The organism is Streptomyces sp. NBC_00016, assembly GCF_045040885.1.
GTDB lineage: Bacteria > Actinomycetota > Actinomycetes > Streptomycetales > Streptomycetaceae > Streptomyces > Streptomyces coriariae.
This window is the reverse complement of the sequence record NZ_CP108304.1, coordinates 3,655,716-3,668,403: the sequence shown is the minus strand read 5'-3', so window position 1 is coordinate 3,668,403 and position 12,688 is coordinate 3,655,716. Positions and strand designations below refer to the sequence as shown.

Here is a 12,688-nt window from a genome sequence, read left to right as displayed (position 1 = left end):
AGCGTCCCCTTCCGTCCCGTCACCGCCTGGAGCCTGCGTCGTGCGCATCGATCTGCACTGCCACTCCACGGCCTCCGACGGTACGGACACCCCGGCCGAGCTGGTCCGCAACGCGGGTGCCGCCGGCCTGGACGTCGTCGCGCTGACCGATCACGACACCACCCGGGGACATGCCGAGGCCGTCGCCGCGCTGCCGCGGGGGCTCACGCTGGTGACCGGAGCCGAGCTGTCCTGCCGTGTCGACGGCATCAGCATGCACATGCTGGCCTATCTGTTCGATCCCGAGGAGCCCGCCCTGCTCGCCGAGCGTGAGCTGGTGCGCGACGACCGGGTGCCGCGGGCGCGGGCGATGGTCGCCAGGCTCAACGAGCTGGGCGTCCCCGTCACCTGGGAGCAGGTCGCGCGGATCGCGGGCGAGGGGTCCGTCGGGCGGCCGCATGTCGCCACCGCCCTGGTGGAGCTCGGCGTGGTGCCGACCGTGAACGACGCCTTCACCGGGCACTGGCTCGCCGACGGCGGGCGGGCCCACGTCGAGAAGCACGAGACCGACCCCTTCGAGGCGATCCGGCTGGTCAAGGGTGCGGGCGGGGTCACCGTCTTCGCGCACCCGGGCGCGAGCAAGCGCGGTCGTACGGTGCCGGAGTCCGTGGTCGCCGAACTGGCGGCCGCCGGCCTCGACGGCATCGAGGTCGACCACATGGACCACGACGCGGACACGCGCGCGCGGCTGCGCGGGCTCGCCGCCGATCTGGGGCTGCTGGTCACCGGCTCGTCGGACTACCACGGCAGCCGCAAGACCTGTGTGCTCGGCGAGTACACGACCGACCCCGAGGTGTACGGGGAGATCACCCGGCGCGCCACCGGCGCGTTCCCGGTGCCGGGCACCGGCGGAGCCTGAGGCTCACCTCCACACGTCCCGGCCCACCCCCTTTCCCGCAAGGCTTCCGTACTGATGTTCGACGTCGCCGTCTTCGGCTCCCTCTTCCTCACCCTTTTTGTCATCATGGATCCCCCCGGGATCACCCCGATCTTCCTCGCGCTGACCGCCGGACGCCCCGGCAAGGTGCAGAAGCGGATGGCTTTCCAGGCGGTCTGCGTGGCCGGCGGAGTCATCACCGTCTTCGGGCTCCTCGGGCACCAGATCCTCGACTATCTGCATGTCTCCGTCCCCGCGCTGATGATCGCGGGCGGGCTGCTGCTCCTGCTGATCGCGCTCGACCTGCTCACCGGCAAGACCGACGAACCGAAGCAGACCAAGGACGTCAACGTCGCGCTCGTCCCGCTGGGCATGCCGCTGCTGGCCGGGCCCGGTGCGATCGTGTCCGTCATCCTCGCCGTGCAGAAGGCCGACAGCGCGGCGATGCAGGTGTCGGTCTGGGTGGCCATCCTCGCCATCCATGTCGTGCTGTGGCTGGTGATGCGCTACTCGCTGCTGATCATCCGGGTCATCAAGGACGGCGGCGTGGTCCTCGTGACGCGGCTCGCGGGCATGATGCTCTCCGCGATCGCCGTGCAGCAGATCATCAACGGGATCACCCAGGTGATCCGGGCCGGCTGACCGGGCCCCGGTACGCGCAGAGCCCCCCACGGCGATCGCCGTGGGGGGCTCTGAAACCTGTTGGGGGGACCCGCGTTACGAGGCCGAGGTGTCGGCCGGACGGATCCACAGCCGCTGCCCGATGGCGGCGGCCTGCTGAACGATCCGGTTGACGGAGGCGGCGTCTACGACGGTGCTGTCCACGGGTGTGCCGTCGACGTCGTCGAGTCGCATGATTTCGAAGCGCATGGGCTTCTCCCTTCGTCTGGTCATCCTCCTGAGGAGAACTACTTGGTTACACAGGGAGTCAACGGGATGCGTGTTACAAACATTCCCTACGCTAAAGAAATTTTTCGAACGGCTAATTACTGACGAGTAAGTGGGTTTGCGGAGACTGAACGGGACCGGTTGTGTTCGCAGCGTGACCACCGGAACAATGGAGGCGATGAACGACGACCTCCCGGCCCTCGCCGACCGTATCGACCGCACGAACGCGCTGCTGACACGCATGCTCGCCGAGGTGGCCAAGACACCCTCGACCCACGCGATCTTCGTCGACGCGGGGTATCTGTACGCGGCCGCGGGGCGCCTGGTGGCCGGGACCGAGGACCGCAGGGCCTTCGATCTCGACGCCGAGGGTCTGATCGAGGCGCTCATCGACCGCGCCCGCTCGATCTTCGCCGACAGCCGGCTGCTGCGCGTCTACTGGTACGACGGCGCCCGGCGCCGCATCCACACCCCCGAGCAGCAGTCCATCGCCGAACTGCCGGACGTGAAGGTGCGGTTGGGCAACCTGAACGCCAACAACCAGCAGAAGGGCGTCGATTCGCTGATCCGGACCGACCTGGAGTCCCTGGCCCGGCACCGGGCCATCAGCGACGCGGCCCTGCTGGGCGGCGACGAGGACCTGGTCTCGGCGGTGGAGGCCGCGCAGGGGTACGGCGCCCGGGTGCACCTCTGGGGCATCGAGGCGCCGGAAGGCCGCAACCAGGCCGATCCGCTGCTCTGGGAGGTCGACAGCCAGCGCACCCTCGACCTCGACTTCTTCAAGCCGTACGTCTCACGGCGCGCCGCCCCGGCCTACGAGGGCCCCGGCGTGAACCGGCCCACCCGTGAGGCCGTCCGCTTCGTCGGCGCGCAGGTGGCGGCGAAGTGGCTGGCGGCGCGGGGCAGGGAGTCGCTGGCCGAGCTGCTGCCGGGCCACCCCTACCTCCCCGGCTCCGTCGATCAGGATCTTCTCGTGGAGGCGGAAGGCATCCTCCAGTACTCCCTGCGCGGCCAGGCCGACCTGAGACGCGCCCTGCGGGACGGTTTCTGGGAGCACGTGCAGACGCAGTACTAGGACTTGACCGGCCGGACGGGCCCCCGACACCCGGGGTGACGGTCCCAGAAGTCGGCGAGCGCGTGGGCCGTCGGCAGCGGCTGGTCCTGGTTCGGCGAGTGCTCGGCGCCCGGGACGACCGTCCGGTGCGCCCGCAGCTCCACGGCCATGTCGTCGAGGAGGGGCACCGGCCAGGTGTCGTCCCGCGCACCCGACAGGACATGGAACGGCAGCGGAACGGCGGCGAGTTCACCGACCCGGTTCGGCTCCGCGCACAACTGGCGACCGGTCACCAGGAGTTGAGCGGGCTTGTGGTTCAGCCAGCGCCGGCGCAACAGCTCGGGGTCGCCGGGGCCGCGGGCCGGACCGCCGACCTCCTCCGGCGGACCCATCGCCAGGATCGCCTCCCACACCTCCGGCATCGTCATCACCGCGAGGGCGTCGTGCAGCAGCTTCACCCGCTGCTTCTGGGACTCCGAGATCTCGGCCGGGCCCGAGGCGACGAGCGTGAACGACAGGAAGGGGGAGTGGTCGAGAAGCACGGCGGCACGGGCGATCTGACCGCCGAGGGAATGCCCCATCAGGTGGACAGGGGTGTCGAGGGCCGCCGCCTGCGCCAGCACGTCCCGCGCCAACTCCTCACGCGCGTAAGCGGATTCGTCGGCAGCCGGTCCGTCGGACTCGTTCTGCCCGCGCCCGTCCACGGCGACGGCCCGGTAGCCGCGGGCCGCGAGCGGCTCGTGCATCCGGTGGAAATCTTCCTTGCTGCCGGTGAAGCCGGGCAGCAGCAGCGCGACACCCCGCTGCTCGACACCGGCGGGCACGGGCGCGTCGACGACGGCGAACTCGCCGCGCTCGGTCCGCAGCGGATACGAGAGCGCGCCGGGGGGCGGCGGGAAGGGACTGCTGGTGCTGGGCCTGGTCACGCCCCGAGGCTACCGGGAGGGCCCACCGCACGCCGTCGGTGGTACCTCTCCCGGGACGCCCTTCCGGGACGCCCTTCCGGGAACGCCGACGGCCCGGCCCCTCGCCGAGGAGGGACCGGGCCGTCGGGCCGTCATGCCATGCCGGTGGATCAGCCGTCCGCGGGCTCCGCGGCAGCCGCCGCCTTGCGGGTGCGACGCACCCTCGGCTTCGCCTCCGCCGTGTCGACCGCGGTCTCGGCCTCGGCCGGGGCCGGGGCGGTGGCGGCGGTCTTGCGGGTGCGGCGCGGCTTGGTGGCTTCCGCTTCCTGGGTGGCCTGGGCCGGGATGTCGGCCGTGGTGGCCGTCGTCTCGGGCGCGGTGGCCTTGCGGGTGGTGCGGCGGCGGGGCTTGGCCTCGGTCGCTTCGGCCGTGTCGACGGCGGCTTCGGCCGGGGCCGCGGCTGCCGTCTTGCGGGTGCGACGCGGCTTGACCGCAGCGGCGGCGGCCGCGGCGGCCTCCGCGATCGGCTCCGTCGCCGTGGCGGCGGCCTTGCGGGTACGGCGCGGCTTGACCTCCGTGGCCTCGGCCGTGTCGACCGCGGCCTCGGCCGGAGCCGCTGCCTTACGGGTGCGACGCGGCTTGGCCTCGGGCTCGACGGCCGCGGGGGCCTCGACGGTCGCCGGGGCCTCGGGGGCCGTGGCAGCCGCCTTGCGGGTGCGACGCGGCTTGGCCTCGGTGGCCTCGGCCGTGTCGGTCGCGGCCTCGGCCGGGACCGTCGCCTTGCGCGTGGCGCGGCGGCGCGGCTTGGCCTCCGTACCCTCCGCCGTGTCGACCGCGGTCTCGGCCTCGGCCGGGGCCGGGGCGGTGGCGGCGGTCTTGCGGGTGCGGCGCGGCTTGGTGGCTTCCGCTTCCTGGGTGGCCTGGGCCGGGATGTCGGCCGTGGTGGCCGTCGTCTCGGGCGCGGTGGCCTTGCGGGTGGTGCGGCGGCGGGGCTTGGCCTCGGTCGCTTCGGCCGTGTCGACGACGGCTTCGGCCGGGGCCGCGGCTGCCGTCTTGCGGGTGCGGCGCGGCTTGACCACGGTCTCGGCGGCCGCGACGGCCTCCGGGGCCTCGACGGTCTCGACGGTCTCGACCACGGCTTCGGCCGGAGCCGTCGCCTTACGGGTGCGGCGGCGCGGCTTGGCCTCCGGCGCCTCCGCGGTGGCGACAGCGGCCTCGGCGGCCGGCGGCTCCGTCACGGTGGCCGGGGCGGTCGCCTCGGTCTGCACGGTCTCCGCGGTCTTGCGGGTACGGCGGCGACGAGGCGCGGCCACGGTCTCCGGAGCTGCCTCCGGAGCGGTGCCCTCGGCGGTCGCCACGGCCGCCACAGCCGCTTCCGCGACCTCGGCGACGGGCTCGACGGGCGCCGCGCCGGCCGGCACGGCCGTCACGACGGCGGCCTCGTGCGCGGACGCGTTGCGGGTGCGGCGCCGACGGCGCGGAGTACGCGGGCCTGCGGTCTCCTCCGCCACGGGCGTCGGCTCGGCCACGGGGGCCTGCTCGGCCGCCGTGGTCCCGGCGGGCGTCGCGTCGAGCGGGGAGCCGTTGCGCGTACGACGACGGCGACGGGGCGTACGCGCCGAACGCTCGCGCTCCTCGGTCTGCTCCGCCGTCCGGTCGCCGGAACGGGACTCGCTGCGGCCACCGCGGTCGTCGCGACCGCCCCGGTCACCACGGCCGCCTCGGTCACCACGGCCACCGCGGTCACCACGACCGCCCCGGTCGCGGTCGCTGCGACCGCGCGCTCCGCGGCCGCCCGGCTCGCCGAGGTCCTCGAGCTCCTCCGCGTCGAGCCCGGCGCGGGTGCGCTCCGAGCGCGGCAGAACACCCTTGGTGCCCGCGGGGATGCCGAGTTCCTCGAAGAAGTGCGGAGAGGTGGAGTACGTCTCCGGCGGGTCGCTGAACTCGAGCTCCAGCGCCTTGTTGATGAGCTGCCAGCGCGGGATGTCGTCCCAGTCGACCAGCGTGACCGCGATGCCCTTGGCACCCGCGCGGCCGGTACGGCCGATGCGGTGCAGGTAGGTCTTCTCGTCCTCGGGGGACTGGTAGTTGATGACGTGCGTGACGCCTTCGACGTCGATACCGCGGGCGGCCACGTCGGTGCAGACGAGGACGTCGACCTTGCCGTTGCGGAAGGCGCGCAGCGCCTGCTCACGGGCGCCCTGGCCGAGGTCGCCGTGGACCGCGCCGGAGGCGAAGCCGCGCTGCTGGAGCTGGTCGGCCAGGTCGGCGGCGGTGCGCTTGGTACGGCAGAACACCATGACCAGGCCGCGGCCCTCGGCCTGGAGGATGCGCGCCACCATCTCGGGCTTGTCCATGTTGTGCGCGCGGTACACGTGCTGCTTGGTGTTCGCCACGGTCCTGCCCGCGTCGTCCGGCGACGTGGCGTTGATGTGCGTGGGCTGCGACATGTAGCGGCGGGCGAGGCCGATGACCGCGCCCGGCATGGTCGCCGAGAACAGCATGGTCTGGCGCTTCGCCGGAAGCATGTTGATGATCTTCTCGACGTCGGGCAGGAAGCCCAGGTCGAGCATCTCGTCGGCCTCGTCCAGGACGAGCGACTTGATGTGCTTGAGGTCGAGCTTCTTCTGGCCCGCGAGGTCCAGCAGTCGGCCCGGGGTGCCGACGACCACGTCGACGCCCTTCTTCAGGGCCTCGACCTGGGGCTCGTAGGCCCGGCCGCCGTAGATGGCGAGGACGCGGACGTTGCGTACCTTGCCCGCGGTCAGCAGGTCGTTGGTGACCTGCGTGCACAGCTCACGCGTGGGGACGACGATGAGCGCCTGCGGGGCGTCGGTGAGATCCTCGGGCCGGGCGCGGCCGGCCTCGACGTCGGCGGGGACGGTCACGCGCTCGAGGAGCGGGAGTCCGAAGCCGAGCGTCTTGCCGGTGCCGGTCTTGGCCTGGCCGATGACGTCCGTGCCCGTGAGGGCCACGGGGAGCGTCATCTCCTGGATCGGGAAGGGACTGATGATGCCGACGGCCTCAAGGGCCTCAGCGGTCTCGGAAAGAATGCCGAGCTCTCGGAACGTGGTAGTCAGGGTGCTGCCTCTTCTGTGTGCGCGGTGCGAGGCGAGCGCGGGGGTCGTGTCAGGACCGTGCCGGGGGACGTCGACTGCCTCACGGGCCAGCCGTCAGGACACGGGACCTCTGCCGACGCTCTAGCGCTCGTACCGCTGAGGGGGTCCCCTCCGGGTTTCCGTACGCACAGTGCCGTACGGGCGAGGAGGGCTGTCGGGTCGGAGCCGATCGGGCCACCGACCGGGCATCCTCATACGTGCGGCCCGTCGAATATTCGGCAGGCGCATTACCACCATACCCCGGAATCGCGCACACGCGATGGCCGATTCGGTCACGTTGTGGTTGTCACAGTGCCGGGGGTGGTCCCGTACGTCTTCGTTGTCACACTGATTGACCAGGGACTTCCCCCGTGCGACGAGCGGGCTATTGTGCGCTTCATGACGACCTCTGACAAGCCTGAGAACACCGCCACCGGGATCGCCGCCCAGGACTGGACGACGGCCTCGGCCGACCCGCAGTACCGGGCCGCGGTCGTGGATCTGCTGGGTGCGCTGGCGTACGGCGAGCTGGCGGCGTTCGAGCGGCTCGCGGAGGACGCCAAGCTGGCGCCGACGCTGGAGGACAAGGCGGAGCTGGCGAAGATGGCGTCGGCCGAGTTCCACCACTTCGAGCGGCTGCGCAACCGGCTGACCGAGATCGGTGAGGAGCCGACGCTGGCGATGGAGCCGTTCGTCGCCGCGCTCGACGGCTTCCACCGGCAGACGGCCCCGTCGGACTGGCTGGAGGGCCTCGTCAAGGCGTACGTCGGCGACTCGATCGCCAGTGACTTCTACCGTGAGGTCGCGGTGCGCCTGGACACCGACAGCCGCGCCCTGGTGCTGGCCGTGCTCGACGACACCGGCCACGCCGGCTTCGCGGTGGACCGGGTGCGTGGCGCGATCGACGCCGACCCGCGGGTGGGCGGACGGCTCGCGCTGTGGGCGCGGCGGCTGATGGGCGAGGCCCTGTCGCAGTCCCAGCGGGTGGTCGCGGACCGCGACGCGCTGTCGACGATGCTCGTGGGCGGCGTCGCGGACGGTTTCGACCTCGCCGAGGTCGGCCGGATGTTCTCCCGGATCACCGAGGCGCACACCAAGCGGATGGCGGCGCTGGGGCTGGCCGCCTAGAACTTTGTCCGGCCGGTCGAGTCGCGGGCGGGGGAGCGGCCGCACAGGCCCCTCCCCGCCGGCTGTCACCGGTCGTCGCCGGGCTCAGGCCGGGGCCGACCGCCGGCGGAGTCGGCCGGCCGGGCGCAGCAGCAGGGAGAGAGAGGCGGCGGAGACGATCCCCGCGCCGAGGAGACTCGCCACGGCGGTACCGGGGCCCAGCGCGCTGTGGGTGACGAAGTCACCGAACAGCGCTCCGGCGACGCCCGTCGCGAAGACGAGGGTGCGCACCGGCAGTCGGTGCGAGAAGCGGTGGACCGCCGCCCACGCGAGCACGAGACCGAGCACAGCGGAGCCGAGCGCTTCCAAGATCATATGGGTCCCTCCCGGACGGTTGGGGCTCTGCATCAAGGTCGTAGCCCGTCATACCCGTGACCTGCGGAATGCAATCCTCCTCTGTGGCCGGCTTGTGCTCCATCTGTGGAGAAGACGCTGACAGCGAAACCGGCCGGGCGTCCGACGGCGGGAAGGTCGGTAGGGACGTCCGGTGGGGATCTCCGGTGGCGAGAACGCGAGTGGGGCCCGGCGACCATCTGGTCGCCGGGCCCCACTCGCGTTGCTTCGCCTACAGAGCGCCGAAGCCCACCTTGCGCGGGGCGGGCTCGCCCAGCTCGACGTAGGCCAGGCGGTCGGCCGGCACCAGGACCTTGCGGCCGTGCTGGTCCACGAGGCTGAGCAGCTGCGACTTTCCGGCCAGGGCCTCGGCCACCACGCGCTCGACTTCCTCGGGAGTCTGACCGCTCTCCAGAACGATCTCGCGGGGTGCGTGCAGCACGCCGATCTTGACCTCCACGGCTATGTCCCTCCGACGGTCATGAGGTGCGCGGGCGTCCGCGCCGTACGCTGCACACATTAGCCCGGTGAGGGGACGTTCACGGCGTGGCCGTCCACGCCAGGAGCGAACAGCAGGCGGGAACAAACGGCCGGGCGCCCCCGCGGTCAGTGCTGATCGGTGCCGTGCAGCGGGAAACCGGCGATGCCCCGCCAGGCCAGCGAGGCCAGCAGCTGCACCGCCTGGTCGCGCGGCACGCTGCGGTCGCTGTGCAGCCAGGACCGCGCCACGACCTGGGCGAGGCCGCCCAGACCCGAGGCGAGCAGCATCGACTCCGCGCGCGAGAGACCGGTGTCCTCCGCGATGACCTCGCAGATCGCCTCGGCGCACTCGGTGGTGACCTTGTCGACGCGCTCGCGCACCGCGGGCTCGTTCGTCAGGTCCGACTCGAAGACCAGGCGGAAGGCGCCGCCGTCGTCCTCGACGTAGGCGAAGTACGCGTCCATCGTGGCCCGGACCCGCTGCTTGTTGTCGGTCGTCGAGGCGAGCGCGCCGCGCACGGCCTGGATGAGCGACTCGCAGTGCTGGTCCAGCAGGGCCAGGTAGAGGTCGAGCTTGCCGGGGAAGTGCTGGTAGAGCACCGGCTTGCTGACTCCGGCCCGCTCCGCGATGTCGTCCATGGCGGCGGAGTGGTAGCCCTGCGCCACGAAGACTTCCTGGGCGGCGCCCAGCAGCTGGTTCCGACGGGCACGGCGCGGCAGGCGGGTGCCTCGCGGGCGCGCCGCCTCTGTCTGCTCGATGGCTGTCACGCCGCCTCCCAAAGTGGTCCTCATGCGGTGAGCGCCGCGACGCCATCGTACTTTTCGGTAACCGTGCTGTGCGCGGTGCGCGTGCAGAATTTCACGGACTGGACGACGACAAAAGCGGTGTATAAAGGTTTGGACCGGGATGTTACGGGCATACTCCGCCGCGCTCCAGCTCGGCCCATGTCAGCGATAGTCGTCCTCGTCGAGGGGGACGACGCGTGCCTGTTCGACGAGATCGGCTTCGTCGGCCCGGGCGGGATCCACGTCCTCCAGGGAGTCGTCGCGCTTCGGGGTCACGTCCTTGGACTGCTCGGCGGCGTCGTTCTCCGGCGCTTCGACGTCGATCTCCCCGAAGTCGTCGTCCTCTTCGAGCGTCTCCGGGTCGGTGGGGTCAACGGCCATGGTGGGCTCCCTTCCTACGAACGTCCCTGCGAGGTGCAGGGGCCACAAGCGGGTGCCCTCGGTACGAGCCTAGGAGACACCCGTTTCGGACGCCATGCGATCGCTGTGCGGAGTGCCCCAGATTCGGGTGGGTATGACACCGGCGCGATGCCGGGACGGTGTGCGTCCCGCGCGCGTGCGACCCGCGCGTGTGACGGCGAACACACAAAGGCGGGCGTGATCGTCTCGTAACATTGCCCGCATGTCTTCGACCGAGCTGCCTTCCGTGCCGCCCACCAGTGTGCTGCCGAAGGCGATCGCGGTCCGGGTGGCCGAGGGCGAGCGGCTCCGGTCGGTCGGGCTGCCGGGCGTCACGCTCACGGTCCGCTCCAGGCCGCCCGCGCGTGAGGGCCTCGAGCCCGCGCTGTACGTGCACGGCCTGGGCGGTTCCTCGCAGAACTGGTCCGCGCTGATGGCGCTGCTCGACGGGGTGGTGGCGAGCGAGGCCCTGGATCTGCCGGGCTTCGGCGACTCCCCGCCACCGGACGACGGCAACTACTCCATCACGGCACACGCGCGTGCCGTCATCCGCTATCTCGACGCGGTCGACCGCGGACCCGTGCACCTGTTCGGCAACTCCCTCGGCGGTGCGGTGTCCACGCGCGTCGCCGCGGTCCGGCCCGACCTCGTGCGGACGCTGACGCTGGTGTCACCCGCGCTGCCGGAGCTGCGGGTGCAGCGGACGGCGGTGCCCACCGGACTGGTCGGGCTGCCCGGCGTGGCCGCGCTCTTCACCAGGTTCACCCGGGAGTGGACGGCCGAGCAGCGCGTCCGCGGCGTCACGGCGCTCTGTTACGGCGATCCCGGGCGCGTCAGCCCGGACGCGTTCCGCCACGCGGTGGAGGAACTGGAGCGGCGCCTTCAGCTGCCGTACTTCTGGGACGCGTTGACGCGTTCCACGCGCGGCCTGCTGAGCGCGTACACGCTGGGCGGTCAGCACGGGCTGTGGCGCCAGGCCGAGCGCGTCCTCGCTCCGACCCTCCTGGTCTACGGTGGTCGCGACCAGCTCGTCGGTTTCCGCATGGCGCAGCGGGCCGCCCGTACCTTTCGTGACTCCCGCCTGCTCACGCTGCCCGACGCCGGGCACGTGGCGATGATGGAATATCCCGAGACGGTGGCGACGGCGTTCCGGGAGCTGCTCGCCGACACCGCGACCAAGACCTCGGGAGGCTGAGACCTACGTGGGACGCCACAGCCGGCGTGGACCCGCGCCCAGGAGTGCCGCCAAAGGCGGCTCCAAGGGCGCGTCACAGGGGGCTTCTCCGGAGCCGTCCCCCCAGGGGGACCCGCGTGGCGCCCGCGTCCAGGTGCCGCCCCCGGGGTACGACGGAACCCCCTCGCACGGAGTGCCCCGCTTTCCGTTTCCCGACGGAACTCCGGCCCACGGGTTCCCGCAGGTGCGGGGCGGTCACCCCGAGCAGCGTGAGGACGGGGGCGGCTGGGGTGACTTGAGGGGACGATCAGCGGGTACCGGGCAGCCCGTGATACCGCGTCAGCGACCCATACCCCAGGACGGTCCGCGCCAGGGCCCTCGTCAAGGTTCCCGCCAGGGCCCGCGTCAGGAGTACCTCGACGCCTTCGGCGAGGACGACGAGGACGTCTTCACGCGCGCGAGGACGCCGTCCACCGCCACACGTGTGCGTGAGCAGGATCCTTACTCCACCGACACCAACCGGGAGGCTGCCTTCCGTACCACCGGCCCGGCCGCCGTCGACGGCGGCGACGCGCCGCCCACCGGCGAGCCCGCGACCGCCCCGGCAGTCAAGGGGCGGGCGTTCGCCGGTATCGCGGCCGCCGCCGTCACCACAGTGCTGGCCGTCGTCGTCGCCGGACAGGTCGCCACCGGCCGGGACGACGACTCCGTCCGGTCGCAGTCCGCCTCCGGGCAGACCCGTGAGGCCGTCGACGGCGACGCCGCGCGAGGGGAGGACCGGCCGAGCCCGTCCGTGTCCGCCGGTGCGCCCGGCGCCGCGGCCACGCTGACGTACGCGCAGCGGATGGACAGGAAGTACGCGCTCGGCGCCAAGCTCAAGGGGTCGGGAAAGTTCGACGCCGTCGCGGGCGTCGACAAGGCGCCCGGCAAGGGGCAGAAGTACACCTACCGCGTGGACGTGGAGCAGGGCCTCGGGCTCGACGGCGAACTCTTCGCGCAGGCCGTGCAGAAGACGCTCAACGACGCCCGCAGCTGGGCCCACGACGGCGCCCGCACCTTCGAGCGGATCCAGTCGGGCGAGGCCGACTTCGTCATCACGCTCGCCAGTCCGGGCACCACCGCCGTGTGGTGCGCCAAGTCCGGTCTGGACACCACGGAGGACAACGTCTCCTGCGACTCGGCCGCCACCGAGCGCGTGATGATCAACGCCTACCGGTGGGCCCAGGGGTCGGAGACCTTCGGCGACAAGATGTACGCCTACCGGCAGATGCTGATCAACCACGAGGTCGGCCACCGCCTCGGCTACAGCCATGTCACCTGCGACAAGGACGGCGACCTGGCGCCCGTCATGCAGCAGCAGACGAAGTTCCTCGACCACGACGGGATCCACTGCCTGCCCAACGCCTGGCCCTATCCCGGCAGTTGAGCCCCAGGGATGGACAGGTGTCCCATGGGGCGCGTTGACATGCCCAAAAAGTTCCTCCATAT

General features: G+C 71.9%; 13 protein-coding genes. 6 read left to right on the top strand and 7 right to left on the bottom strand.

Annotated features, from left to right (window positions below; translation table 11 throughout):
- The first annotated feature begins 40 nt into the window (after positions 1-40).
- Both OG933_RS16050 and OG933_RS16045 read left to right on the top strand, forming a co-directional pair.
- Positions 41-898 carry a PHP domain-containing protein gene (locus OG933_RS16050; RefSeq protein ID WP_362516920.1) on the top strand — a complete coding sequence of 286 codons (858 nt, stop codon included), beginning with the start codon at positions 41-43 and terminating at the stop codon, positions 896-898.
- 54 nt (positions 899-952) lie between these two features.
- On the top strand, positions 953-1,558 hold the full coding sequence (locus OG933_RS16045) for a MarC family protein (RefSeq protein WP_020127905.1): 606 nt from the start codon (positions 953-955) through the stop codon (positions 1,556-1,558).
- Between the two features lie 75 nt (positions 1,559-1,633).
- Here the strand turns inward: OG933_RS16045 and OG933_RS16040 are convergent, their stop codons facing one another.
- The gene (locus tag OG933_RS16040) at positions 1,634-1,786 is read right to left on the bottom strand and encodes a hypothetical protein (protein WP_007384531.1); all 153 of its coding nucleotides are present in this window, start codon (positions 1,784-1,786) and stop codon (positions 1,634-1,636) included.
- Between the two features lie 196 nt (positions 1,787-1,982).
- Here OG933_RS16040 and OG933_RS16035 point away from each other — a divergent pair, with 196 nt between their 5' ends.
- Positions 1,983-2,879, top strand: a complete 897-nt coding sequence (locus OG933_RS16035) for an NYN domain-containing protein (protein WP_405633406.1) — start codon at positions 1,983-1,985, stop codon at positions 2,877-2,879.
- Here the strand turns inward: OG933_RS16035 and OG933_RS16030 are convergent.
- The gene (locus tag OG933_RS16030; RefSeq protein WP_362516914.1) at positions 2,876-3,784 is read right to left on the bottom strand and encodes an alpha/beta fold hydrolase; all 909 of its coding nucleotides are present in this window, start codon (positions 3,782-3,784) and stop codon (positions 2,876-2,878) included. The two genes, OG933_RS16035 and OG933_RS16030, sit on opposite strands and share 4 nt — an antisense overlap.
- A gap of 149 nt (positions 3,785-3,933) precedes the next feature.
- Positions 3,934-6,750, bottom strand: coding sequence for a DEAD/DEAH box helicase (locus OG933_RS16025; RefSeq protein ID WP_405627581.1), 2,817 nt, complete (start codon positions 6,748-6,750; stop codon positions 3,934-3,936).
- A 501-nt stretch (positions 6,751-7,251) separates the two neighbouring features.
- Between OG933_RS16025 and OG933_RS16020 the strand changes: the two genes are divergently transcribed.
- Entirely contained in the window at positions 7,252-7,989 is a 738-nt protein-coding gene (locus OG933_RS16020; RefSeq protein ID WP_020130833.1) for a ferritin-like fold-containing protein, read from the top strand.
- 84 nt (positions 7,990-8,073) lie between these two features.
- Here OG933_RS16020 and OG933_RS16015 read toward each other — a convergent pair whose 3' ends face one another.
- The 4 genes from OG933_RS16015 to OG933_RS16000 form a co-directional block, all read right to left on the bottom strand.
- A complete protein-coding gene (locus OG933_RS16015) occupies positions 8,074-8,343 on the bottom strand; it encodes a hypothetical protein (protein ID WP_362516909.1) in 270 nt (89 codons plus the stop codon).
- A 250-nt stretch (positions 8,344-8,593) separates the two neighbouring features.
- Positions 8,594-8,821, bottom strand: coding sequence for a DUF3107 domain-containing protein (locus OG933_RS16010; RefSeq protein ID WP_020130831.1), 228 nt, complete (start codon positions 8,819-8,821; stop codon positions 8,594-8,596).
- Between the two features lie 146 nt (positions 8,822-8,967).
- The gene (locus OG933_RS16005; RefSeq protein WP_020130830.1) at positions 8,968-9,609 is read right to left on the bottom strand and encodes a TetR/AcrR family transcriptional regulator; all 642 of its coding nucleotides are present in this window, start codon (positions 9,607-9,609) and stop codon (positions 8,968-8,970) included.
- Positions 9,610-9,789: 180 nt separating this feature from the next.
- Positions 9,790-10,008, bottom strand: coding sequence for a hypothetical protein (locus OG933_RS16000; RefSeq protein WP_362530397.1), 219 nt, complete (start codon positions 10,006-10,008; stop codon positions 9,790-9,792).
- Between the two features lie 241 nt (positions 10,009-10,249).
- Here OG933_RS16000 and OG933_RS15995 point away from each other — a divergent pair, with 241 nt between their 5' ends.
- The gene (locus tag OG933_RS15995; RefSeq protein ID WP_362530394.1) at positions 10,250-11,221 is read left to right on the top strand and encodes an alpha/beta hydrolase; all 972 of its coding nucleotides are present in this window, start codon (positions 10,250-10,252) and stop codon (positions 11,219-11,221) included.
- Positions 11,222-11,684: 463 nt separating this feature from the next.
- Entirely contained in the window at positions 11,685-12,626 is a 942-nt protein-coding gene (locus OG933_RS15990; RefSeq protein ID WP_405627579.1) for a DUF3152 domain-containing protein, read from the top strand.
- Positions 12,627-12,688: the final 62 nt, after the last annotated feature.

What these genes read in the sequence shown, in the direction of transcription:
- OG933_RS16045 (WP_020127905.1), top strand. Translation starts at nt 953, where the DNA reads ATGTTCGACGTCGCCGTCTTCGGCTCCCTCTTCCTCACCCTTTTTGTC.
- OG933_RS16040 (WP_007384531.1), bottom strand. Translation starts at nt 1,786, where the DNA reads ATGCGCTTCGAAATCATGCGACTCGACGACGTCGACGGCACACCCGTG.
- OG933_RS16035 (WP_405633406.1), top strand. Translation starts at nt 1,983, where the DNA reads ATGAACGACGACCTCCCGGCCCTCGCCGACCGTATCGACCGCACGAAC.
- OG933_RS16025 (WP_405627581.1), bottom strand. Translation starts at nt 6,750, where the DNA reads ATGACGCTCCCCGTGGCCCTCACGGGCACGGACGTCATCGGCCAGGCC.
- OG933_RS16015 (WP_362516909.1), bottom strand. Translation starts at nt 8,343, where the DNA reads ATGATCTTGGAAGCGCTCGGCTCCGCTGTGCTCGGTCTCGTGCTCGCG.
- OG933_RS16000 (WP_362530397.1), bottom strand. Translation starts at nt 10,008, where the DNA reads ATGGCCGTTGACCCCACCGACCCGGAGACGCTCGAAGAGGACGACGAC.
- OG933_RS15995 (WP_362530394.1), top strand. Translation starts at nt 10,250, where the DNA reads ATGTCTTCGACCGAGCTGCCTTCCGTGCCGCCCACCAGTGTGCTGCCG.